The organism is Mesorhizobium sp. M8A.F.Ca.ET.161.01.1.1 (genome assembly GCF_004792105.1).
GTDB lineage: Bacteria > Pseudomonadota > Alphaproteobacteria > Rhizobiales > Rhizobiaceae > Mesorhizobium.
This window is the reverse complement of the sequence record NZ_SRTD01000022.1, coordinates 61081-84772: the sequence shown is the minus strand read 5'-3', so window position 1 is coordinate 84772 and position 23692 is coordinate 61081. Positions and strand designations below refer to the sequence as shown.

Genomic DNA, 23692 nt, shown 5'->3' with positions numbered 1-23692 from the left:
ATTTTCAGGCACTTGTCACGCCGATTCATCCCTGACGCGGCGTTAACGATGAACGTCAACCTTTCGGTTTCCAGCTCAAGATTGAAGCTCTTTCGTAGAGCCAATTATACTGTGTGACCATCTGGTTGGTTCGTGTGTATTGATAGCCGACAAAGCCCAGTATCATCAGCACGATTGTGTCGACGATATAGTAATGCAGCGAGAACATCGTACCGTCGAACAGCGCGTGATGGATGAAGCGGATGCCGATGCCAAGCCCGAGCAGATAGGCAAACAGCTGGATGAAGCTGCGCCATGTCTGGGCGCTGGCCTTGCCGGTCATCCATGCCGCCCATCCGCCGAGCAGGCAGGTGACGAAGAAGAACTGCCAGATCGACGGTTCCTCGTAGAGAATGCCTTGCATGGGAAGTCTCCTGAACTCAGTGATGTCCGCCTTCGAGATAAGCGGCGCGCACTTCCGGATTGGCGAGCAGCTCCTTGCCGGTGCCGCTCATCGTCACATTGCCGTTGACCATGACGTAGCCGCGCGTGGCGAGCTTGAGCGCGCCGAACGCGTTCTGCTCGACCAGGAACACGGTCAGCCCCTGGGTGCGGTTCAATTCGCGGATGGCATCGAAGATCTGCTTGACGATCAGCGGCGCCAGGCCCAGCGACGGCTCGTCGAGCAGCAGCAGTTTCGGCCGCGCCATCAATGCGCGTCCGATCGACAGCATCTGCTGTTCGCCGCCCGACAAGGTGCCGCCACGCTGGGCGATGCGCTCCTTCAGTCTGGGGAACAGCGTGAACACCTTCTCGACGTCCTCGCCGTAATATTTGAGGTTGTCGAGGCTGGCGCCCATCTGCAGGTTTTCCATCACCGTCATGCGCGGGAAGATGCGCCGGCCCTCGGGTGACTGGGCAATGCGCATGCGTGCGATTTCGTGCGTCGGCAGCTGGGTGATATCGGTCCCGGCGAAGGTGATGGTGCCCGTGCGGGCGCGTGGGGCCCCGAAGATGGTCATCATCAGCGTCGACTTGCCGGCGCCGTTGGCGCCGATCAGCGCCACGATCTCCCCTTGCTTGACGGTGACATTGACGCCGTTCAGCGCCCGGATGTTGCCGTAGTAGGTCTCCACGCCCTTGATATCGAGCAGCGTTGTCGTGGCCATCACTTGCCCCCTCCACGCTTGCCCTGAACGGGCTTGCCTGTGCTCGCGGCCTTGCCGGAAGCATGACTCGTCGCCACCTTGCCCGCATCGACGCGGCGCGAGAATTCCGTATCCTTGCCCTGACCGAGCAGCTTCGCCTGCTTGACCCATTCCTCGCGCGCGATGCGCCCGTCAAAGTCGAGATAGGCCTCGACCGCCTCGACGTCGGCCTTCTTCCAGGCGCCGATCTGGTCGAAGTGGAAGATGCCGTGTTCGTTGAGCTTCTTCTCGTTGACCGTACCGATGCCCTTGATGCGGGTCAGGTTGTCGGCCTTGCCGCCACGGGGGGCAGTGAGGCGGTTCGAAACACCTTCGGCCTTCGTGGCAGGCGCCTTTGCGGCCGTTTTCCTTGGCGCCGCCTTCTTCGCGGCGGATTTGGCCGGCGTCGGGGTCGGCGCGACAGGCCTGCTTGCCACGGTGGCGGCGCGGGCGTCGACCTGCGCTGCCTTCGAGGCGCCTTTCGACACGGTCACCCGTTCGCCTTCGCTATGGCCGACGGTGTCGCTCACCGGCCCGGCCAGATACGACGCCGATGTCCCCGGGCCATGCGTGGAGTCGGGGCCGATATCGAGCTGTTCGATGACGTCCTCGTCGCCGACTTCGGTGAGCACGGTCTCGACCTCCTCGTCATCGACGCCGAGATAGGCGGCGATGACGCGCGGATCGGTGCGCACCGACTGCGGATTGCCGTCGGAGATCTTGCGGCCATATTCCAGCACCACGACGTGGTCGGAAATCTGCATGACCACGGACATGTCGTGCTCGATCAAGAGGATCGAGGTGCCGGTCGTATGCTTGATTCCCATCAGCAGTTCGTTGAGAGCCGCCGATTCCTTCGGGTTGAGGCCGGCCGCCGGTTCGTCGAGGCACAGCAGCTCAGGACCGGTGCACATGGCGCGCGCGATTTCGAGCCGCCGCTGCGCGCCATAGGGCAAGTCGCCTGCCGGATCGTCGGCACGATCGACGAGATCGGCCTTCTCCAGCCAGTGCTTGGCAAGCTCCACCGATTCGGCCGAGGCCTTGCGGTAGCCGCTGAAGCCGAACAGGCCCAGGATGGTATAACCCGAAGCCTTCATCAGCTTGTTGTGCTGGGCGACAAGCAGGTTCTCCAGCAGGGTCATGCCCGAGAACAGGCGGATGTTCTGGAAGGTGCGCGCCACCTTGGCGCGCGCCGGGATCTCGTGGTTGGGCAGCCGTTCCAGCAGGTAGCTGGAACCGTCGGCCCGGTTGAGCGTGATCATGCCTTCCGACGGCTTGTAGAAGCCGGTGATGCAATTGAACACCGTGGTCTTGCCGGCGCCGTTGGGACCGATCAGCGCGGTGATTTCGCCGCGCCTGGCGGTGAAGGACAGGTCGCCGATGGCGACCAGACCGCCGAATTTCATCGACAGATGCTCGACCTGCAGGATGGCGTCGTTCATTTGCGTGGTCGCATTCATCAGCCGTGGCCCTCCTTGGTGAAGGAGCCTGAGACAGCCCTTCGCTCCTTAAGGAAGGCGGTTGGTTCACGACTGCCGACAAAGCCGCGCGGCTTCCATAGCATGACGATGACCATGGCCATGCCGAACAGAAGCATGCGATAGAGTTCCGGTGTGAAATCGGGCCCGAAGACCTGCTTGAGGAAATCGAGTTCGCGCAGCGCCTCGGTGCCGCCGATCATCACCATCGCGGCGACGGCGATGCCGACCAGCGAGCCCATGCCGCCAAGGACGACGATGGCCAGGATAATGGCCGATTCCAGGAAGACGAAGGATTCCGGGCTGACAAAACCTTGCCGGGCGGCGAAGAAGGAGCCGGCAAAACCGCCGAACATGGCGCCGGTGGCAAAGGCGGTGAGCTTGGTCGTGGTGGTGTTGATGCCCAGCGAGCGGCAGGCGATCTCGTCCTCACGCAAGGCTTCCCAGGCGCGGCCGACCGGCAGGCGCCGCAGCCGGATGGTGACGAAGGCGGTTAACAGGCAGAGCCCAAGGATCAGGTAGTAGAGGAAGATCTTGTAGTAGGCGCTGGACGTGGCGATGTTCAGCACCTTGGCGATGTAGTTCGGGTCCGACACGTTGAAGGTCATCAGGCCGAAGAAGCTGACCTTGGGAATGCCGGAGATGCCTGCCGACCCATTGGTGACCTCGCGCCAGTTGATCAGCACGAGGCGGATGATCTCGCCGAAGGCGAGCGTCACGATCGCCAGATAGTCGCCGCGCAGGCGCAGCACGGGAAAGCCGAGCAGCACCCCCCAGAGCGCTGCCATGGCGCCCGCGGCGGGCAACAATATCCAGAACGACAGGCCGAAATGCGTGGCCAGAAGCGCATAGGCATAGGCGCCAAGCGCATAAAAAGCGACGTAGCCGAGATCGAGCAGACCGGCGAGGCCGACGACGATGTTCAGTCCCCAGGCCAGCATCACATAGATCAGGATCTGGATGCCGAAATTATCGACCCATTTCAACGAACCCTGCAGCCCTCCGGTGATCGACCAGGCGTTGAGCGACAGCACGGCGACCACGAGGATCGGGTACAGCACCAGGGCCGAGATGCCCAATTTGGTGAAGTTGGCATGGATGAAGGCGCGGAAGTAATAGATCACGCAGGCCAGCACATAGATGACCGACAGGGCACGCAGGAATTGCAGATAGCCGGCCGGCTCTGCCCCAACCCATCCGGCGAGAGAGCCGTTGAACACGAACAGCAGCACCATGGCGACCGCCGCTCCGATGAAGGCCGGCAGGGTGAAGAAGCGGGATGCCACGCTTGCCGGCATGAGGCCGGTGGTCACGTTGGCGACCTTCTGGTTGGCCATGAAGGGCTGGCCGTAGGCAACGTAAAGGAAGCGTCCGACGGCGGTGGCGATCACCACCGCGGCAAGCAGGCCCCAGCGCTGCACCACGACCAGTTCGTTGGACATGTTCTGGTCGGTCTTGAGGCCGATGAACAGCACGAACAGGCCAAGCGCGATGGCGCCGGCATAGAAGGCCTCGCGCAGGGCGCGCTGCACGGGACTGGCGACGGTGTCGCGCTCTGGAGATACGGTTACGGCCATGGTCTCAGACCTTTTCGACTTCTGGCCGGCCCAATATGCCGGAAGGCAGGAAGATCAGGACGATCGCCAGGATCGAGAAGGCGGCGACATCCTTGTAGTCGATCGAGAAATAGGCCGACCACATGCTCTCGATGAAGCCGATCAGCAGTCCGCCGAGCACGGCCCCCGGAAGCGAGCCGATGCCGCCAAGCACCGCGGCCGTGAAGGCCTTCACACCCGGCACGAAGCCGTCGGAGAAGGCGATGACGCCGTAGTACATCAGGAAAAGCGTGCCGGCGACGGCGGCAAGGGCCGCACCCATGATGAAGGTGATCGAGATGGTGCGGTCGACGTCGATGCCCAGCAGTGCCGCCATCTTGCGGTCCTGCTCGCAGGCGCGTTGCGCCCGGCCAAGCGAGGTCTTGTTGACCAGGTACCAGAACACCGCCAGCAGCAAAGCGGTGACGATGACGATGATGATCTGCTTCAGCGACACACTGACGCCGTTGATGTTGTAGACTTGGCTGACCATCGGCGGGATCGGCTTGTTGCGCGGCCCTTGCGTCACCTGGACGAAGTTCGACAGCGCGATCGACATGCCGATGGCGGTGATCAGCGGCGCCAGCCGGAACGAACCGCGCAGCGGCCGGTAGGCCACTTTCTCGATCGTCCAATTGTAAAGGCTGGTGAGCAGCATCGCCACGATCATCATGACCAGCAGCGCGATGACCACGGGCACCGAATAAAACAGCGCGCCGAGGATGAGGAAGACGATCAGCGCCGTGAAAGCGCCCACCATGAAGATGTCGCCATGGGCGAAATTGATCATGCCGATGATGCCGTAGACCATCGTGTAGCCGATCGCGATCAGCCCATAGATCGATCCCAGCGTCAGCCCATTGATAAGCTGCTGGACGAAGTACTGCATGTGTACATGGCTCCCCTGGAATGTCGCCCATGCAGACGCATTCCTTTTCGTATTTCCCCTAGTCGTAAAGTTTCGAGGCCGGATTGCAACGTGATTTTTTTTGATCGCTCCGCGTGTTTCCAACCACGCCTTCCCGATCGCCCGTTTTTTCCACCCAGCCCCTGGACTATCGCGGACCCTATCATTGGCATAACGCAATGTCTTTGACGATTGCGCCTCATCATGCGCTCCGTTTCGAAGAAATCACCGTCAAAATTAGGTGATGAGAAGAATCGTTGCGTTCCTGACACGGTTCGTTTTTTCGTCACACTCCTTTCCGTGGGGTCAGGATTCTCCCTACTTGACCACAAAACCATGCGCGAACGGATCGCGGTCGTCGATGAAGATGGTGTTCAGTCCGGTCATCCTCGCCCAACCGCCAATCGAGGGGATGATTGCCTGCTTCCCGGCCAAGTTAACCTCCTTTTCGACCTTGCCCTTGAACAGCGACCCGATGATCGATTCATGGACGAAAGCGTCTCCGGCCTTGAGCTTGCCTTTGGCATGGAGCTGCGCCATGCGCGCCGAGGTGCCGGTGCCGCAGGGCGAGCGATCAATCGCCTTGTCGCCGTAGAAGACGGCATTGCGCGCATCCGCGCCCTCGACCGTCGGCTTGCCGGTCCACAGCATGTGCGACAGCCGGTTGATCCCTGGGTTTTCCGGATGCACGAAGGTATATTTCTCGTTGAGCCGTTGCCGCACCACCGGGCTCCAGGCGATGAGGTCGCCGGCCGAATAATCCGCCATGTCGCGATAGTTCGCCTGCGGCTCGACGATGGCGTAGAAATTGCCGCCATAGGCGACATCGACTGATATCTCGCCGAGCCCGGGACATTCGACCGTCAGCCCTTCGGCATGGAGGAACGACGGCACGTTGGTGATGCGCACCTCCTCGACATACTCGCCGACCTGTTTGTATTCGGCGATGACGAGGCCGGCCGGCGTGTCGAGCCTGAGCACGCCAGGCGTCTTCGGCACGATCAGCCCGTGCTCGATGGCCATCGTCACCGTGCCGATCGTGCCGTGGCCGCACATGGGCAGGCAGCCTGAAGTCTCGATGAACAGGATGGCGATGTCGCAGTCCTCGCGCGTCGGCGGATAGAGGATCGAGCCCGACATCACGTCATGGCCGCGTGGCTCGAACATCAGGCCGGTGCGGATCCAGTCGTATTCGGCGAGGAAATGCGCGCGCCGTTCCATCATTGTCGAGCCCTGCAGCAGCGGGCCGCCGCCGGCGACCAGCCGCACCGGGTTGCCGCAGGTGTGACCGTCGATGCAGAAGAAGGATTTCTTGGCCATGTCGCTCCTCGAAAATCAAAACCCGAAAAAATCAAAATCGTTGTGGGCTGAAGGGGACCAGATCGACGGACGAAGTCTGCCCCAGAACGAATTCCCTGATCAACCGCCCGGTTGCCGCAGCCTGGGTCAGGCCGAGATGGCCGTGGCCGAAGGCATAGATGACCGACCGGCTTCGCGCTGCCTTGCCTATGACGGGCACCGAATCCGGCAGCGAGGGCCGGAACCCCATCCATTCGCGTCCGCCCGTGGGATCGAGCCCCGGCAGGAATGCCTGCGCCTTCCGCAAGAGCGCTTTCGCCCTGTTGAAATTGGGCGGCCGTTCGATGCCGCCAAGCTCGACGGCACCGCCGACGCGCAGGCCCGTGTCGAGCGGGGTGATGACGAAGCCGTGGCCGGAGAAGATCAGTTGCCGCCTCACGTCGAACGCGGCTCTCGGCAATGTCGTGTTGTAGCCGCGTTCGGTTTCCAGCGGAATGCGGTCGCCGAGCTGCCGCGCCAGCAGGTGCGACCAGGCGCCCGCGGCAATGACGAGGTGCCTGGCCTGCCTGGTCGAGCCGTCTGCCAGCGTCAGTGTCGCGCCGTCTTGACAGGCGGCGACCCGGTCGATGCGGGCCATCTCGAAACGGGCACCCTTGGACTGCGCGTAGGCCCACACGGCCTTGCCGAGCAGTTTTGGATCGGCGACCGTCTTCCATCCCGGCACGAAGGTGCCCCTGACGAAACGCGGTGACAGCCCCGGCTGCAAGTCCACCAGGTCCTTGCCCTCGACGTGCCGGAAGCCGATGCCGAAGCGCTCGCGCGCCGCCCAGCCCGACATCGAGGCGCGAAACTCGGATTCGCTTTCATAGAGCTCGAGCGAACCGTCCTCACGCAGCATCGGCCGCGTGCCGGAACGATCGAGCAGATCCATCCACTCGGCCTCGGCAAGCTTCATCATGCCGGACTGCGCCGCCAGGCTCGCCTCGTATTTCCCTGGCGCGCCGGCGCGCCAGAAGCGAACCAGCCAGGGTAGCAGCTTCGGCAGGTAGACGGGCGGAATGCTGAGCGGGCCGAGCGGATCGGCGAGCCATTTCGGCAGCTGCCGGATCATGCCCTTGTGCGCCAGCGGCAGCACGTCGGAAAAGGCGAAGGCGGCGGCGTTGCCGGAACTCGTCTCCTCGCAGATACCGGTGCGGTCGAAGACCGTGACATCCAGTCCCGCCTCGGCAAGGAAGGCCGCCGCGCAGATGCCGATGATGCCGCCACCGATGATGGCGATGTCGATTACGGCATTGTTACTCATGGCGGCGCACAGTGCAAAACGCCCTCTCTCGCTTCTCCGTGCCAGCCCCCTCATCCGGCCCTTCGGGCCACCTTCTCCCCGCTGGGGAGAAGAGGCTGACGCCAACGCTGGCGAACTCTTCTCCCCTTGGGGAGAAGGTGGCCGCGAAGCGGCCGGATGAGGGGGCCTGCGCCATCGCCAATTCAGAACTGCGGCAGCGTCGGCCGCACCGCGAGCGCATCCTTGACGATCTTCTCGACCGCTTTGCGGCGTTCGCCCGACAGCGGCATGCGCGGCATGCGCACGCGGTCATTGGTGTTGATGGCGAACACTTCAGCAAGCTTGATGTTCTGCACCAGATAGGTCGAGACATCGAGGTCGAGCAGCGGCCGGAACCAGCGGTAGATGGCGAGCGCCTCTTCGCGGCGTCCCTGCTTCATCAGCTGGTAGATGGCGACGGTCTCGCGCGGGAAGGCGGTGACCAGGCCGGCCACCCAGCCAATGGCGCCCACCGACAGCGCCTCGAAGGCGAGATTGTCGACGCCGGTGAACAGGTCGTAGCGGCTGCCCAGGCGGTTGATGATCTCGGTCGAGCGGCGGATGTCGTCGGAGGATTCCTTGATGGCGACGAAACGCTTGTCCGACGCAAGCTCCTCCATCTGGTCGACGGTGACATCGACGCGGTAGGCGAGCCGGTTGGAATAGATCATGACCGGCAGGTCGCCGGCCTCGGCCACGGCGCGCAGCGCCGCCACGGTCTCTTCCGCGTTGGTATGATAGATCGGGCTCGGCACCACCATCAGGCCGTTGGCGCCTTCCTTGGCGGCGCGCCTGGAGATGCTGGCGGCCTCGCGGGTGCCGGCCTCGTTGACCGTCAGCAGCACCGGCTTCTTGCCAGCGACCTTCTGCGCGGTCTTCAGCACCTCGATCTTCTCGTCAGGCGACAGCATCGGCCCCTCGCCGAGCGAGCCGCAGACGATGATGCCGTCGCAGCCGGCCTCCATCTGCAGGCTGAAGCAACGCTCCATCTCGGCATGATCGAGCCGGTCGTCGGCGGTGAATTTGGTCGTGACGGCGGGGAAAACTCCGGTCCACATGACTATCTCTCCATCTGATATATCAGCCGTATATCTGTTAGGAAAGCCGCTGTCAATGCGGAATCTGTTATGATATATTTTAGATATATCAGGAGACCGCCTTTGATATCCATGGAAGCAAGCACCGTGTCCGAGCCCGCGGCGACCAGGGCTTATCGCGTCCTCGAACACATGATCGTGACGCTCGAACTGGCGCCGGCGAGTTTTGTCACCGAGGGCTCCCTGATCGAGCGGCTGGCGCTCGGCCGCACGCCGGTGCGCGAGGCGATCCAGCGGCTGGCCTGGGAGGGACTGCTCGATGTCAGGCCGCGTGCCGGCATCGCGATCGCACCGCTGCATCCCGGCGACTGGCTGCGCGTGCTCGACGCAAGGCGCGGCGTCGAGGTGGTGCTCGCACGATCGGCCGCACGCTTCGTCACCCGCGAGGCCGCCGACCTGTTTCACGAGGCCGCGCTTGCCATGCAGAAGGCGGTGATCTCGGGCAATGTGCTTGCCTTCATCCAGGCCGACAAGGCGCTCGACGAAGCGCTGGCGCTGGCCGCCGACAATCCGTTCGCCGCCCGGCTGGCCGCCCCGTTGCAGACCCACAGCCGCCGCTTCTGGTTCCGCTACAAGTCGGACACCGGGCTGGCGGAATCCGCTGAGCACCATGTCGCGTTGATCCGCTCGATCCTCGACGGCGACGAGGAGGGCGCCGCCAAGGACGCCAAGAAGCTGATGGCGCTGCTGCGCGGCCATGCCGAGGTGGCTGCGACACGATAGGCTCGGTCAGGCGTCGGCGGAGCCCTTTTGCGCCGCCCATTTCAACAGGGCATCGAGAGCCGGGCACAGGGCCTGACCCCAATCGGTCAGGCAATACTCGACCTTTGGCGGTACTTGATGGTGAACGATACGGCGGACAATCCCGTCGGCGCCCATCTGCCGGAGCTGCTGGATCAGCATCTTCTGCGAAATAGCCGGTATCGCCCGCTCGAGGTCTGAAAAGCGCAGCACTTTGCCGCCGAACAGATGGAACAGGATCACCAGCTTCCAACGGCCCTCGAGGATGCGTAGCACGTTTTCCACACCGCTCGCTGCGGAGAGCGGCGTCAGCGTCTCAGCCTCACTTTCGGGTAAGTACCTTACTTTTTCGTCGGTTCTTGTCATTTCTCCAGCATACCTCATCTTAGCGGCCGACAACAGCCGCCCCCTCCCACAGACGGCGGCATCCAATTGGAGACAAACCGTGACCGTGACCCTTCCTCCGCCGCCGGCGGATTATTTCGCCGCCAACAACCGCCACGACATCGGCGCGATGCTCGCGCCTTTCACGCTGGACGCCATCGTCAAGGACGAAGGCGAGACCCATCGCGGAACCGAAGCGATCCGCAGGTGGATGCAAAGTACGACCGACAAATATCACGCGACAGTCGAGGTGAAGGAGGCCGGTGTCAAAGCCAACGCATGGCGGATCGCCGGTATCGTCTCCGGTGACTTCCCCGGCAGCCCGATAACGCTCCACTACAATTTCACGCTGGGCGGCGACCGGATCGCGAAACTGGAGATTGGCCTATGACCATCCGGCAGACATTCGCGATCGATGACCAGGAGTTTCGGGGCAGGCGCGTGCTGGTCACCGGCGGCACCAAAGGCGCCGGCGAAGCTATCGTTCACCGGCTTGCCGCAGCAGGTGCAACGGTCGCGACGACAGCCCGTTCGCCCGACGCCGGATCACCGGCGGAACTCTTCGTGCAAGCTGACGTCGCCACTCTCGACGGTGCGGCAAACGTGGCCGCCGCCATCATCGACCGTCTTGGCGGCATCGACATCGTCATTCACAGCGTTGGCGGGTCGAAAAGCCCAGGCGGCGGTTTCGCGGCGCTGTCCGACCGGATCTGGCAGGATGAACTCAATCTTAATCTGCTTGCGGCGGTGCGGCTCGACCGCCTGCTTGTCCCGCGCATGATCGAGCAGGGCTCCGGGGCGATCGTACACATCTCGTCGATCCAGCGCCGGTTGCCGCTCCACGAATCCACCATCGCCTATGCGGCGGCGAAGGCGGCCCTTTCAAATTACAGCAAGGCGCTGTCCAAGGAACTCGGCCCACAAGGCATTCGCGTGAACATAGTGGCGCCGGGCTGGATCCACACCACCGCCTCGGAGGCAATGGTGAAGCGGCTGGCGGCCCATTCGGGCTCGGATGAGGAGACCGCCCGCCAAGGTATCATGGACGCGATGGGCGGCATCCCGATCGGCCGGCCGGCATGGCCGCAAGAGATCGCGGAACTGGTGGCCTTCCTCGTTTCGGATCGCGCATCCGCAATCCACGGCGCCGAGTACGTCATCGATGGCGGCACAATTCCGACGGTCTGAAGGCCGCCGCTGGGAGGTCCCGCTGCAGCCTCGCGCCGTCAAGCGCCCGGCATCGCCGCGGTGATGGTCGGGCTGTCCCAGCCTTCGCCGACCGACAGAACACAACTCTGGCCTTTGGTGTCCGAGGCCAGCACGGTCCAGCTACCCTTATCCGAGATGAAGATCTCGAGGACGACGTTCGGATTGATCAGGCCGCGCCCGGCCTCGGTTTCGTGGAATTTGTCGCCGAGCGCCTTGATGATGTCCGCGCGCGCCGCGCATTGCGCCGCCGCGTTCGCTGGCGCGATTCCACCGGTCATCGCGGCCGCCGCCAAAAGTGTCGCCATAAGAAATCGTGTCATCTGACACCTCCTTGCGCCAGACGAGAACCCCGGCTGCCACCGGCGCTGTTTGATTGCCTGCACGCGTGGCAGGAATAAAGCCTAAGGCGGATGGTGGTCTGTTGGTTCCATCACACGGCGATGGAATTATTAGAATGTGGAGATGCTCGCGGGGCGCGAGGCATTGGCATAATGTACCTGACGTTGCGCTCGCGGCGGCGCAGCTGGACGGCGCAAGGCTTAAGCGGACGAAAGCCCCCACATTCCCGACGCCCATGAAAAAGAAGCGCGATTTGCACCGCGCTTTCTCAACTTCGGTTTAGGGGAGCGTCCGGTCAGCTCATCGTCGGGATGACGAACTCGGTTCCGTCCTTGATGCCGGCCCGCGCGCCCGCAGCCGAAGGCGAGGACGCGCAGCCAAGAAACCGTCCGGCTTAGTTCATCGTCGGGATGACGAACTCGGCACCGTCCTTGATGCCGGACGGCCAGCGCGAGGTCACCGTCTTGGTCTTGGTGTAGAAGCGGAAGGCGTCCGGGCCGTGCTGGTTGAGGTCGCCGAAGGAAGACGCCTTCCAGCCGCCGAACGTGTAGTAGGCGATCGGCACCGGGATCGGCACGTTGACGCCGACCATGCCGACCTGGACACGGCTGGCGAAGTCGCGGGCGGCATCGCCGTCGCGGGTGAAGATGGCGACGCCATTGCCCATCTCGTGGTCGTTGGCGAGCTTGATCGCATCCTCATAGCGCGGCGCACGCACAACCGAGAGCACCGGTCCGAAGATTTCTTCCTTGTAGATGCGCATATCCGCGGTCACGTTGTCGAACAGGCAGCCGCCCATATAGTAGCCGTCCTCGTAACCCTGCATCTTGAAGCCGCGGCCGTCGACCACCAGCTTGGCGCCTTCCTTGACGCCGGTGTCGACATAACCCTTGACGCGCTCCAGCGCCTGGGCGGTGACCAGCGGGCCGAAATCGGCGGCCGAATCCGTCGACGGACCGACCTTCAGGCTCTCGACGCGAGGGATCAGCTTTTCCATCAGCCGGTTGGCGGTGTCGTTGCCGACTGGCACGGCGACCGAGATTGCCATGCAGCGCTCGCCGGCCGAACCGTAGCCGGCGCCGATCAGCGCGTCGACGGTCTGGTCCATGTCGGCATCGGGCATGATGATCATGTGGTTCTTGGCGCCGCCGAAGCACTGCACGCGTTTGCCGGCCGCCGTGCCGCGCGAATAGATGTAGTGGGCGATCGGCGTCGAGCCGACAAAGCCGATGGCCTTGATGTCGGGATCGTCGAGGATGGCGTCGACGACATCCTTGTCGCCATTGACGACGTTGAGGATGCCGGCAGGCAGGCCGGCCTCGATGAACAGTTCGGCAATGCGCATCGGCACGCCCGGATCACGCTCCGAAGGCTTCAGGATGAAGGCATTGCCGCAAGCGATCGCCGGCGCGATTTTCCAAAGCGGGATCATGGCGGGGAAATTGAACGGCGTGATGCCTGCGACCACGCCGAGCGGCTGGCGCATCGAATAGACGTCGATGCCGGGGCCGGCGCCGTCGGTGAATTCGCCCTTCATCATATGCGGCGCGCCGATGCAGACCTCGACCACTTCGAGGCCGCGCTGGATGTCGCCCTTGGCGTCGGCGATGGTCTTGCCGTGTTCGCGCGCCAGGATGTCGGCCAGTTCGTCATAGTCGCGGGCGACCAGTTCGAGGAATTTCATCAGCACGCGCACGCGGCGCTGCGGATTGGTGGCCGCCCATGCGGGCTGCGCGGCCTTGGCATTTTCGACCGCCGCGCGCAGTTCCGCCTGCGAGGCCAGCGCCACAGTGCCGCGCACCGAGCCGTCCATCGGCTGCATGACGTCCTGCTTGCGCCCGCTGGTGCCGGCGACACGCTTGCCGCCGATGAAATGACCGTAGTCGATCATGATTTCTCTCCCTTGTTTGTCATGGCGCATTGTCCGCCTTTGTGGTGGCGAAGGCAACGCGAGGGAGAACGCAACCGTTGTGCGGAAAATAGATAACGGTGGGTGCCTGTGCATCAATTGTCGCAAATGGTAGGGTGAGTTTGTCATCGCTGGAATCGTTAAGTTGAGTTCCCTCACACGCCCCTCCGTCCTGTCGGACCACGCCCTTGAACTGGGATGACGTGCGCATCTTCCTCGCCGTGGCGCGCGCCGGCCAGATCCTTGGCGCCGCGCGGCGGCTGGAGCTCAACCATGCCACCGTCTCGCGCCGCATCGCGGCCCTGGAGGAAGCACTGAGGACAAAACTCTTCCGCCGCCTGACCACCGGCAGCGAGCTGACGCCGGCAGGCGAGCGCTTCCTCGACATCGCCGAGCGCATGGAAGGCGACATGATCGCCGCCCGCTCGACCATATCGGGCGAAGGCGACGACGTGTCCGGAACCGTGCGCATCGGTGCACCCGACGGCTTCGGCGTCGCCTTCCTGGCCAAGCGGCTGGGCGAACTCACCGCCCTGCACCGCGAACTCACCATCCAACTCGTGCCGGTGCCGCGCTCCTTTTCGCTGTCGCGGCGCGAGGCCGATATCGCGATTACCGTCGAGCGGCCGACCGAAGGGCGGCTGGTTGCCGGAAAGCTGGTCGACTATTCGCTCGGCCTGTTCGCGTCGCGCGCCTACGCCGAAGCCAATGGGCTGCCCAGAACCGCCGCCGAACTCGGCCGGCACACCCTCATCGGCTATGTGCCGGACCTCATCGTCAGCCCTTCGCTCGACTACGCGGCCGAATTCAGCGCGGACTGGCGCACCAGCTTCGCCATCTCCTCGGCGCTCGGCCAGGCCGAAGCCGTGCGCTCGGGCGCCGGCATCGGCATCCTGCACACCTTCGTCGCCCGCTCGATGCCGGAGCTGGTGGCCGTCGACGTGGTCGCGCCCATCCGCCGCGCCTACTGGCTGGTCTACCATGAATCGGTGAGGCCGCTGCGCCGCGTCCAGATCGTCGCCAGCTTCATCACCAAGGCGGTTGAGCGTGAGCGGGGCCTCTTCCTGTAGAAGCGCCGTCACGGCACAAACACGGCCGGTCCCCACACGCCGCCTTTTCCTTGCCACAAAACCAGCCAGTGTGACATCAGGCGTGCGGCCCTCGGCCACGCAAGGCGGGCGCCGGGTGGGGACATCTTTCAGAAAGCTGGCGCGGATAGACATGCGAGCCGTTCTTGCCATCCTGCCGCTGCTTCTTGTCTCCGCATGCGCCAATCCATGGACAAAGGTACCGGAAGCCGAATTGCCCAGGCCGATCCGCTACGCCATGGCGCGCCCCTCGCCTTTCGTCATCGGCAATTACTGCGGTCCCGGCACCCGCACCGGCGATCTGTCGGCCCGGCCGGTCGACCGCCTCGACGCCGTTTGCCGAACCCATGACGCCTGCTACATCGCCCGCCGCGACCATTGCGACTGCGACGGCGCCCTAGTCGCCTCGGCGCGGGCAATCCGCGACGACAAGACGGCACCGCGCAAGACGCGCAGCGAGGCCGAACTGCTGATCGCCACCTTCGCCATACCCGTCTGCAAGGTTTTTCCGCAAGGTTTCATGCCGCCGCGCGACCCGGCGCAGTTGAGCGCCATGAAGGCCGGAGCCAACGGGTGAATAGCCGCACGATCGTCATCCTCGCCCTGTTCGGGCTGGCTGCCCTTGCCGGTTGTGCCGGTGCGGGTAGCAATGCCTGCGACTTCCTGGCGGGACAGGAAGCTTGCGCGCGGCCCTCGCTGTCGGCCGGCACGCCCGGGCCACAGTTCGCGGCGGCGTGGTTCTTCGGCAATGCCATCGACAGCGACTACGAAAGACGGTTCCTGGCGCTGCTTGCCAACAACCAGCTCGGCGCCATGGACCGAGCCAACGGCACCGGCCCGTTCGGGCGCAACCGCCGCGATGTCCAGAACCGCGATTTCCAGGCAACATATTCGACACTACGGCAACTGGCCGGACCGGTCGCCAACGCTCATCTGCCGCCGGCCAGTGGGGGCGGCGGCCACGGCCATTTCGACGGCCGCTGGCGGGTGTCGCGGCAGACGCTCTACATCGATGCGGCGGCGCCGGCCTCGGCTTCCAAGACCTTCGATTTTTCCGGCTTGCAGGCACGCAACACCGAGATCGTCGTGCGCCAGGCCGGCCAGCAGCCAGCCGATATCGAAGGCAGTTGCGACGGCGCATTGGCGATCCGCGCCGCCGGAGCCTCACGCACCATTGCCGCCGGCGCGGCATTCCGCCTTCGCCTGTCGAGCGAGAACGACACGGTCAGCCTGTTTCCGGCCGATGACCTGAACCGGTGCACGGCAAGGATCCGCTCCAGCCTCGCGCCCACCGGCGCGCCGCTCACCATCCGGCGCGAAGAGACCGCCGATCCGGCGCTCGCCAGTTTGGATAGCCGCTACCAGCGCTGCCCGGTCCCCGACGGCGCCGGCCTCGACGCTCTCGAGCGCGCCTTCTATGCCGGCCGGTGGCTGTCGCAGACCTGCGCCATGCCGATCGGCCAGCCCAGGCTGCTGCGCAAATCGCGCGATGGCTTCAACGCCAAGGTCGAGGCACTGATGGGCGCGCCTCTGTCCGATGCGGCAATAGACAAGGGCGATCCGGAATTGCCGCTCGATTTCTCGAAGGCGCCAAGGCTGAAGCTGATCTATCTGTCCTCGCTCGAATTCAAGGCCGACTTTTCCGGGCGCATCATCGAACGGCTGATCCGCTATCATGCAGCGCTTGGCGCCAAGGTGCGCATCATGGTCACCGACGTGCTTGAACGTGACAAGGACGACGCCATGCTGCAGCGCCTGGCGGCCGAATTCCCCAATGTCGAGCTGCAGGAATACCGCTGGCGGGCGGATCATGGCGCGCCGATCGACGAGCAGATTTCACAGCTGCACAAGACCCATCATATCAAGATGCTGGCGACGCTGGCGCAGGACCCCGCGCGTTCGCGCGTGATCATCGGCGGCCGCAACATCCATGATGGCTTCCTGTTCCACCGGCCGATCGATCTGTCCCGCTATCCGGACCTCGAGCAATACGGCAAGACCGATGGCCTTTCGCTGAACTACTATTCGAACTGGAGCGACTTCGACATCGAGTTCGCCGACAGGGCGATGGTCGAGACGCTCGCCGCGCATCTGTCGACAATATGGCTGCGCGACGCCGACACAAACCTGGCGCGTCCCTTCTCCATCCCGGTCCACGGAGATGGCCTGCCATCTGGCAATGCCCGGCATTTCATTTCGGTTCCCTATGAGGATGACCACGCGCTGGAGGCCTATTTCGTCGAGCTGGTCGACGCCGCCCAGCATCATATCCAGATCGTCAACCCTTACCTCAATCTGACGCCGAGCCTCGCCCGGGCCTTCGATCGGGCGCTCGCCCGAGGCGTCAAGATCGACATTGTCGGCCGCATCGACCTCAAGGGCGATATCGGCGGCAGGTTCCTCACCGCGCTCAACAAGCTGTTCGTCGAGAAATATGGCGACCGCATCGACATCCGCGAATTCAAGGCACCTGACGTGGTGCTGCATTCCAAGATCATGCTGATCGATGAAAAGCTGGTCGCCATCTCCTCGGTCAACCTCAACAACCGCAGCTTCTTCCACGATTCCGAGAACGGCATGATGGTGCTCGACCCCGCCTTCTACGCCAGGATGAAGCCGGTCTATGACGACTATCTCGCCCACTCGAACCCGGTTTCCACCAAACTGACGATCCCGTGGGCCTACCGGCTGCTGTTCGACGAGGCCTGGGTCAGGCAGGCGTTCTGATGCAATTCCAGGAAAAGTGCGAAGCGGTTTTCCGCCCGGAATTGCATCCACCCAAGAGATGTCGCCTAAAAGTGGCCCCGGTTTTGGGGCAACGACGTGCATCAAAGCAAGGAACAGAGCGCGCCGGCGAGACGCGCGCGGGCTATTTAAGATAACGCTCCTGCGCCAGGGCACGCACGTCGATGTCGGGTACCCGGTTCGAGATGATGTCGGCCAGCACCTTGGCCGAGCCGCAGGCCATGGTCCAGCCCAGCGTTCCATGGCCGGTATTGAGATAGAGGTTGGACAGTTCGGTGCGGCCGATCAGCGGTGGTCCATCCGGCGTCATCGGCCGCAGCCCGCACCAGAACGTCGCCTCGCGCATGGCGCCGGCGCCCGGAAAGAGATCGCCGACCGAGTGTTCCAGGGTGCGGCGCCGCGATTCGTGCAGCCTGAGATCGAAGCCGGAAATCTCGGCCGTGCCGCCGACGCGGATGCGGTCGCCAAGCCGGGTGATCGCGACCTTGTAGGTCTCGTCCATTACGGTCGACACCGGTGCGGCGGCGGCGTCCTTGATCGGCACCGTGATCGAGTAGCCTTTGACCGGATAGACCGGGATCGACCGCTTCATCCGGCGCATGAAACCCGCCGAATAGCTGCCCAGCGCCATGACATAGGCGTCTGCCGCCTTCCAGCCAGCACTGGTGCTCAGATTGGCGACACGATTGCGGCTGCGGATGACGCGCCAGATGGTCACGTCGTACTCGAACTTGACGCCGCGCGCCACGCAGAGCTCGGTCAGCCTGTCGGTGAACATCTTGCAGTCGCCGGTCTCGTCATGCGGCAGTCTCAGCCCCCCGACGAACTTCTCGCGCACGCCGGCCAGCCCCGGCTCTGCCGCGATGCAGCCATCCTGGTCGAGGATTTCGTACGGCACGCCATATTTCTTCAGCACCTCGACATCGCCTCCGGTGCCGTCGAGTTGCTTTTGCGTGCGAAACAATTGCAGCGTGCCCTGGGTCCGCTCGTCATAGGCAATGCCGGTCGCTTCGCGCAGCGCCTTCAGCGTGTCGCGGCTGTATTCCGCCAGCGGCACCATACGCGCTTTGTTGATGGCGTAGCGCTCGGCGGTGCAGTTGCGCAGCATCTTGACCAGCCATGTCCACATATGCGGGTCGAAGGCCGGCCGCACCACCAGCGGGCCGTGCTTCATCAGGAGCCACTTGATCGCCTTGAGCGGAATGCCGGGGCCGGCCCAGGGCGAGGCATAGCCGGGCGAAATCTCGCCGGCATTGGCAAAGCTGGTCTCCAGCGCCGGGCCTTTCTGGCGGTCGATCACCGTCACCTCATGGCCGGCCTCAGCGAGATAATAGGCCGTGGTCACCCCGATGACGCCACTGCCCAGCACCATGATCTTCATCATTCACTCCTTACGCCGTGTCCTTCATGCCGAAGGACACGGCCACATCTGCGATTTGCGCACGATCGCCGGCGAAAATCGATTCCGATCTTCTCAACCATGCGCCGTGGCTTTTCACGCCGCCGACGGACCGGGATCGTCGTCTTTCCCTGTCTGCCGCATTCCTGCCGTCTCGCCAAGAGGCCGGATAGACGTGTCGGCGCTGTAGACGAGGGTCAGCCCATGTGGCCGCGATCCGCCAGCGGAAGCTCTTTCCCGGGCTGCCCGCCGCGCGGCTTCCGGCTGATAGAGCACCGCCTTGATCCGGATCGATTCGCGCCTGCCGTCGGGGTGTTCGAGCGATGCCGTCTGGCCTTGCGCCATGCCAAGCATGCACAGGCCGCGCCTGGTTGCCACCGACAGGCTGGAGCCGACCGGTCCGCGCACGTCGTTCTGCACCAGGGTGCGCGTCTCGGCCGCACCGGCATCGACGCAAAACACCACCCGGCTGTTCAGCGTCACGATATCGGGTTCGACCGACTCGATGGGCACGACGCCGGCATTGGAAAGCTTCTCTTCGATCATCGCGACCATCGGATCCGCGAATGCCCGCCGGCGCTCGAGCATTACTTCCAGGACGGCGAAATCCTTCGTCGTCAGGCGGCAGCTTCCGTTTTTCATTATCGCCTCCACGATCAGTGCTCGCCGCCGCCGGCGGGCGTATCGACCGCCTCCACGGTTGCCGACAGTTTGCGGCCGCCACGGCCGCTCCAGCACACCACCTGTCCGGTGCTGACGCCGACAAGCGCCGTTCCCATCGGCGTCAGCACCGAGATCCGGTTTTCGGCAATGTCGGCGTCGCCTGGATAGACCAGCGTGATGCGCCTGATATCACCGCCTTCACCGCGAACCGTGACTGTCGACCCCATTCGCACGACGCCGGCCGGAATTGCCGCCGCTTCCGTAATCACCGCCCGGTCCAATTCCGCGAGCAGCTCATCGGCCGTCTCGGGCGCGCGGTCGAGCACGGTCCGGGCCAGGCCGGCCAATCTGTCATGGTCGGTGTCGCTGATTAGAATCTGGGCGGATGGATGCAGTCCCGTTGCATGTTGCATGGCAAACCTCATGGATCGGCGCATCGAGCGGATGCGCGCTTGCCGCCGCGTTGACGGCGGCCTGATGAAAGTCGGCAGCCGCGGAGAGCGGTGCGGCTTGATGGCGATGGGTGGATGTATGGATGCCCCGGTACGGACGAACGCCGAAAGGCGGCCGCGCCGGGGCTACGATCCCGCGATCGGGCAGACCCTGAACAAGGTTCTGATATAAGCGAGGTTGCTCATGCGCCGAAGCTTGCCGACAGGCGTCCGCTTGTCAAGCGCGGCCAAACCGCTCAACCGCCGACAAAGCGCCGGTGGAAGCGCGTGCCGAGACTGGCCAGGATTTCGTAGCCGATGGTGCCGGCATGGCCGGCGGCGTCGTCGACGGTTTGCGAAGGGCCGAGCAGTTCGACGAGATCCCCTTCGCGAAGCTTGCCGGGCGGCAGGGCGGAAATGTCGAGAATGATCGAATCCATCGACACCCGTCCGAGGAAGGGCAGGCGCACCCCCTCGAACCAGGCGGCCGACGCGGACCGGCGCAGCCAGCCATCCGCATAGCCGAACGAGATCGTCGCCAGGCTGAGCGGCGCTTCCGCGTGATAGGTGTGGCCATAGCCGATGCCGGTGCCCTGTTCGACGCTGCGCGTCTGCGCCACCTTGGCCTGCAGCCGCACCACGGGCAGCATCGGGTTGGGTTCGGCGGGCGTCGGATTGATGCCGTAGAGCGCGGCGCCAGGGCGGGCCAGATCATAATGGTACGACGGCCCGAGAAAAATGCCGGAGGAATTGGCGAGCGAAGCGGGTGCCTCGGGCAGCCTGGCGCGCAACCGCTCGAAGGCCAGCCGCTGCTGTTCATTGGCGGGATGGCGCGGCTCGTCCGCGCATGCCAGATGGCTCATCACATATCTGACGGCGATGCCGTCGAACGCGGCGGCATCACCGGCCATCGCCTCGACTTCGGCCGGCGCCATGCCAAGCCGCGACATGCCGCTGTCGACCTGGATGGCGGCTGGAAGTTTTCGGCCAACGCGATGCGCCGCCGCGCGCCAGGCTTTCAACTGCGCGCCACTGTTGACGACCGCGCACAGATCCGACGCGACCGCCTCCGGCTCGGAGCCTGGCGGCAATCCGTTCAGCACGTAGATCTCAGGTCCGGCCCCGATCGCCTTGCGCAGCGCGATGCCTTCGGCCAGCAGCGCGACGAAGAAGATGCCGCAGCCTTCCTTCATCAGCGCCGATGCCACTTGGCTCGCGCCGAGACCGTAGCCGTTGGCTTTGACCACGCCGGCGCAGCGTGCGCCGCCCAGCCTTGCCTTCAGCCGCCGGTAGTTTTCGCGGATCGCACCGAGATCGATGGTCAAGATCGCCCCGGCAGCCGCTTGGCTTACGGCGGCGACGTCATGGGGCAGCGACCTTGCGGGGGTGTCGTTCATGGCGACCCTCCTTGTAGCGGATTAACATCAATAGGACCGACGCGCCGGCACGGCAACCAAGGTCCTTCGAACCCGGTCGCAACTCGTCCAGCTACGGCACCAGGTGCCGGAACGCCGCCACCACATCTTCATAGACCTTGCGCTTGAACGGCACGATCAGGTCGGGAAGATCCTGCATCGGCCGCCACGACCATTTGTCGAATTCGGCGGTGTGGCCGCCCGGCGGCGGGTTGATCTGGATTTCGCTGGTATCGCCGTGGAAGCGGAACGCAAACCATTTCTGCGCCTGGCCGCGATACCTGCCCTTGAAGGCGATGCCGACGAGATGATCAGGCAGATCGTAGTTGATCCAGTCCGGCGCTTCGGCCAGCAGCGAGACCCTGCGCATGCCGGTCTCCTCATAGAGCTCCCGCTCCGCCGCCTGCAGCGGCTCCTCGCCCTTGTCGATGCCGCCCTGCGGCATCTGCCAGAGCTGCGTCGTGCCGGCGAATTCGCTGTCGGGTTCGGCAATGCGATGCCCGACCCAGACCAGGCCATCGCCATTGAGGATCATCAGCCCGACACAGGGCCGATAGGGCAGCGTTTCGCGGTCGATCGTCTTTTTGGACATTAGTCAGTTTCCAGCTGTTTTGAGAATCGCTCCGACGACGCGGTGCGACTGGGCGGATCGAGAACGGAGCCTACCCAAACTGGGCTTACACCGGAAGCGCGGAAACTGCGCCGCGTTCGAGTTGGCTGTCACCCGGCCAGTTGCCGCTGTTGCGGTCGAATGCGAAAATACATCTTATGAAAAATATCCAAATCATCGACGGCGCTCTGAACGCTACCTTCAGCATATTCCAGGCAACCGAGGAGGAGTTCGCCGCCATCTTTCCCGACGGGCGAGATATGGAATTGGCCGAAGACCTCTTCGAACGGCTAGGCGAAGAGGAGGCTGGCCGCGTGCTAGCTCCGCTTTGGAGCCGCCCTATCCTTAAGCGCGATGCGCTCGGAATCCATGGGACACTATTCTACAACAATGAACATCGGCAAATCCCGCGATCTAAGCGCGAGGTCGATTGGGATAGCGCGCTCAACGAAGCACAGAGAAAGCTCTTCTCTCGCCATCGCTGAAATCGTCACAAGCTGATTGTCCACATCGTCTATCCTTTTTGCGGATCGACGGCCACCGCTGAAACCGGCACGATCTCGATGCCGCGCTTCTTCGCTTCAGCGATCCAGGCGGTGACGGTGTCAACCGTCAGGTCGAAGGCCGAGCCGATACCGACAGCGGTACCCTTGGCACGCGCGGTCGCTTCGAGACTGTCGAGCTTCTTCAGGATGGCGCCGCGATCCTGCACCGCGTCGATCGCCGTGTCGCCGGCGACGAAGGGCACGCCATCCTTCAACGCCATGTCCGGAGCCAGGCTGCGCGCCGACGAGCCGTCGTCGATATAGGCGAGGCCCCTTTTGCCGAGCTCGGCCATGAACGGCTGCATCGCCGCCGCGTCGGAGGAAAAACGCGCGCCCATATAGTTCATGACGCCGGTATAGTTCGTCGTCCGCGACAGCGCCCAGTGCAGATTCCTGAGATTCTCGTCGGGGGTCGCCGCCACCGTCAGCGTGTTGCGGCCGGGGTTGACGTTGGGATAGTCGAACGGTTCGAGCGGCACCTGCATGACGATCTCATGGCCGCTCTGCCTCGCGGCCTGCATCCAGCGGCCGATGCTGTTGCCCTGCGGCGCGAAGGCCAGCGTCACTTCCGCCGGCAGTTTGGCGATCGCCGCCTGGGTGCCGGTCTGTGAAACAGCGAGGCCGCCAATGACGATCGCAACACGTGCGCCACGCGTGCCGGACCATGGCCGCGCATAGACGTCGAACGGCCGCCGGCCATCGGCGGAGCGCATCGGCAAAGGCCCGGTTTCACTGGTTTCGATCAGCGCCCTGTCGGGAATATGCGCGATCTTGAGGTTCTGGCCGACTGTCGACGGATCGCGAATGACGATTGCCGCCTTGGGAGGGCCATCGCCTTCTTCCGTCTGCACATGGATGATCTGCGGACCGCCGCTCTTGGTCGACAAGTCCTTCGCCGGCGTCTCCACCTTTGGCGTCGCTGCCGGGGCCAATGCGGGAGGCGACACGGCGGGCTCCGCCGCCGCGGTCACTTTCGGCGTCGAAACGGCGACTTCCTGCGGTTTTCGAAACGGCTTTTCCCTGAGCGCGATCGCGGCCGAGACTCCGACCACGGCCAGCACGACCGCGCTCGCCGCGATCACGCCTACGCTGATCTTGCCGGCGGCACGCGGCGCCCGGACCGTCTGTCCAAGCGGGCGTTCGATGTCCTTGCCGATATCAGCCAAGCCCTGTCCCCGGTGCACGGTCCGAAGGCGACCTCCTTCGGGAAGACATGCACGAATTCATCAATCCTGGCGCCCCCCTTGGCGCCGTCCCTGGAGGCCTGGTCCTGCCCCGAATCAAACTGCCGGAACCTCACGGTCCCGGCAGCATCGCATTGCTTCGTTCAACCGGCCAGACCGGTTGCCCG

The 23692-nt window shown here is 64.0% G+C and carries 25 protein-coding genes; 8 read left to right on the top strand and 17 right to left on the bottom strand.

Features of this window, described 5'->3' with window-relative positions:
* Positions 1–55: 55 nt before the first annotated feature.
* The 8 genes from EN804_RS31345 to EN804_RS31305 form a co-directional block, all read right to left on the bottom strand.
* The gene (locus EN804_RS31345) at positions 56–403 is read right to left on the bottom strand and encodes a DUF6867 family protein (protein WP_013892487.1); all 348 of its coding nucleotides are present in this window, start codon (positions 401–403) and stop codon (positions 56–58) included.
* A gap of 16 nt (positions 404–419) precedes the next feature.
* Complete coding sequence (locus EN804_RS31340) at positions 420–1148, bottom strand: ABC transporter ATP-binding protein (protein ID WP_127276520.1); 729 nt, start codon at positions 1146–1148, stop codon at positions 420–422.
* Entirely contained in the window at positions 1148–2626 is a 1479-nt protein-coding gene (locus EN804_RS31335) for an ATP-binding cassette domain-containing protein (RefSeq protein ID WP_135882228.1), read from the bottom strand. Before EN804_RS31335 ends, EN804_RS31340 begins: the two co-directional genes overlap by 1 nt.
* Positions 2626–4221 carry a high-affinity branched-chain amino acid ABC transporter permease LivM gene (livM, locus tag EN804_RS31330; RefSeq protein WP_135882230.1) on the bottom strand — a complete coding sequence of 532 codons (1596 nt, stop codon included), beginning with the start codon at positions 4219–4221 and terminating at the stop codon, positions 2626–2628. Before livM ends, EN804_RS31335 begins: the two co-directional genes overlap by 1 nt.
* 4 nt (positions 4222–4225) lie before the next feature.
* Positions 4226–5128, bottom strand: coding sequence for a branched-chain amino acid ABC transporter permease LivH (locus tag EN804_RS31325; protein WP_127276526.1), 903 nt, complete (start codon positions 5126–5128; stop codon positions 4226–4228).
* Positions 5129–5464: 336 nt separating this feature from the next.
* Positions 5465–6466 carry a 4-hydroxyproline epimerase gene (locus EN804_RS31320; RefSeq protein WP_135922025.1) on the bottom strand — a complete coding sequence of 334 codons (1002 nt, stop codon included), beginning with the start codon at positions 6464–6466 and terminating at the stop codon, positions 5465–5467.
* Positions 6467–6497: 31 nt separating this feature from the next.
* Positions 6498–7748: an FAD-dependent oxidoreductase gene (locus EN804_RS31315; RefSeq protein ID WP_189524595.1), complete on the bottom strand. Its 1251-nt coding sequence runs from the start codon at positions 7746–7748 to the stop codon at positions 6498–6500.
* A 182-nt stretch (positions 7749–7930) separates the two neighbouring features.
* Positions 7931–8824 (bottom strand): dihydrodipicolinate synthase family protein, encoded by an 894-nt coding sequence (locus tag EN804_RS31305; RefSeq protein ID WP_135922024.1) that lies wholly within the window; start codon positions 8822–8824, stop codon positions 7931–7933.
* Between the two features lie 69 nt (positions 8825–8893).
* Between EN804_RS31305 and EN804_RS31300 the strand changes: the two genes are divergently transcribed.
* Positions 8894–9586 (top strand): GntR family transcriptional regulator, encoded by a 693-nt coding sequence (locus EN804_RS31300; RefSeq protein WP_189343586.1) that lies wholly within the window; start codon positions 8894–8896, stop codon positions 9584–9586.
* A 6-nt stretch (positions 9587–9592) separates the two neighbouring features.
* Here EN804_RS31300 and EN804_RS31295 read toward each other — a convergent pair whose 3' ends face one another.
* Complete coding sequence (locus EN804_RS31295; protein WP_127276536.1) at positions 9593–9970, bottom strand: winged helix-turn-helix transcriptional regulator; 378 nt, start codon at positions 9968–9970, stop codon at positions 9593–9595.
* A gap of 79 nt (positions 9971–10049) precedes the next feature.
* Here EN804_RS31295 and EN804_RS31290 point away from each other — a divergent pair, with 79 nt between their 5' ends.
* Positions 10050–10379, top strand: coding sequence for a nuclear transport factor 2 family protein (locus tag EN804_RS31290; RefSeq protein ID WP_135922023.1), 330 nt, complete (start codon positions 10050–10052; stop codon positions 10377–10379).
* Entirely contained in the window at positions 10376–11176 is an 801-nt protein-coding gene (locus EN804_RS31285) for an SDR family oxidoreductase (RefSeq protein ID WP_127872152.1), read from the top strand. Before EN804_RS31290 ends, EN804_RS31285 begins: the two co-directional genes overlap by 4 nt.
* A gap of 38 nt (positions 11177–11214) precedes the next feature.
* Here EN804_RS31285 and EN804_RS31280 read toward each other — a convergent pair whose 3' ends face one another.
* Together EN804_RS31280 and EN804_RS31275 are read right to left on the bottom strand one after the other, a co-directional pair.
* The gene (locus tag EN804_RS31280) at positions 11215–11517 is read right to left on the bottom strand and encodes a hypothetical protein (RefSeq protein ID WP_127280981.1); all 303 of its coding nucleotides are present in this window, start codon (positions 11515–11517) and stop codon (positions 11215–11217) included.
* Between the two features lie 413 nt (positions 11518–11930).
* Positions 11931–13427: a CoA-acylating methylmalonate-semialdehyde dehydrogenase gene (locus EN804_RS31275; protein ID WP_127872153.1), complete on the bottom strand. Its 1497-nt coding sequence runs from the start codon at positions 13425–13427 to the stop codon at positions 11931–11933.
* A gap of 206 nt (positions 13428–13633) precedes the next feature.
* Here EN804_RS31275 and EN804_RS31270 point away from each other — a divergent pair, with 206 nt between their 5' ends.
* From EN804_RS31270 to EN804_RS31260, 3 genes are all read left to right on the top strand, one after another.
* The gene (locus tag EN804_RS31270) at positions 13634–14515 is read left to right on the top strand and encodes a LysR family transcriptional regulator (RefSeq protein ID WP_127872154.1); all 882 of its coding nucleotides are present in this window, start codon (positions 13634–13636) and stop codon (positions 14513–14515) included.
* Between the two features lie 151 nt (positions 14516–14666).
* Complete coding sequence (locus tag EN804_RS31265; protein WP_127281232.1) at positions 14667–15110, top strand: hypothetical protein; 444 nt, start codon at positions 14667–14669, stop codon at positions 15108–15110.
* Entirely contained in the window at positions 15107–17260 is a 2154-nt protein-coding gene (locus EN804_RS31260) for a phosphatidylserine/phosphatidylglycerophosphate/cardiolipin synthase family protein (protein WP_135922022.1), read from the top strand. Before EN804_RS31265 ends, EN804_RS31260 begins: the two co-directional genes overlap by 4 nt.
* Before the next feature lie 142 nt (positions 17261–17402).
* On the opposite strand, the gene EN804_RS31255 is transcribed toward EN804_RS31260, so the two are convergent.
* From EN804_RS31255 to rnk, 3 genes are all read right to left on the bottom strand, one after another.
* Positions 17403–18659: a D-amino acid dehydrogenase gene (locus EN804_RS31255; RefSeq protein ID WP_127280556.1), complete on the bottom strand. Its 1257-nt coding sequence runs from the start codon at positions 18657–18659 to the stop codon at positions 17403–17405.
* Positions 18660–18773: 114 nt separating this feature from the next.
* Positions 18774–19319, bottom strand: a complete 546-nt coding sequence (locus EN804_RS31250; protein ID WP_127872156.1) for a GreA/GreB family elongation factor — start codon at positions 19317–19319, stop codon at positions 18774–18776.
* A gap of 14 nt (positions 19320–19333) precedes the next feature.
* Entirely contained in the window at positions 19334–19753 is a 420-nt protein-coding gene (rnk, locus tag EN804_RS31245; protein WP_127281266.1) for a nucleoside diphosphate kinase regulator, read from the bottom strand.
* 10 nt (positions 19754–19763) lie between these two features.
* Here rnk and EN804_RS31240 point away from each other — a divergent pair, with 10 nt between their 5' ends.
* Positions 19764–19964 carry a hypothetical protein gene (locus tag EN804_RS31240; protein WP_135922021.1) on the top strand — a complete coding sequence of 67 codons (201 nt, stop codon included), beginning with the start codon at positions 19764–19766 and terminating at the stop codon, positions 19962–19964.
* Between the two features lie 64 nt (positions 19965–20028).
* Here the strand turns inward: EN804_RS31240 and alr are convergent, their stop codons facing one another.
* Positions 20029–21168 (bottom strand): alanine racemase, encoded by a 1140-nt coding sequence (gene alr, locus EN804_RS31235; protein WP_127872157.1) that lies wholly within the window; start codon positions 21166–21168, stop codon positions 20029–20031.
* Positions 21169–21259: 91 nt separating this feature from the next.
* Complete coding sequence (locus tag EN804_RS31230) at positions 21260–21778, bottom strand: RNA pyrophosphohydrolase (protein WP_127275329.1); 519 nt, start codon at positions 21776–21778, stop codon at positions 21260–21262.
* Between the two features lie 176 nt (positions 21779–21954).
* Here EN804_RS31230 and EN804_RS31225 point away from each other — a divergent pair, with 176 nt between their 5' ends.
* Entirely contained in the window at positions 21955–22281 is a 327-nt protein-coding gene (locus tag EN804_RS31225; protein WP_127872158.1) for a hypothetical protein, read from the top strand.
* A 29-nt stretch (positions 22282–22310) separates the two neighbouring features.
* Here the strand turns inward: EN804_RS31225 and EN804_RS31220 are convergent, their stop codons facing one another.
* Complete coding sequence (locus tag EN804_RS31220; RefSeq protein WP_127275331.1) at positions 22311–23507, bottom strand: divergent polysaccharide deacetylase family protein; 1197 nt, start codon at positions 23505–23507, stop codon at positions 22311–22313.
* Positions 23508–23692: the final 185 nt, after the last annotated feature.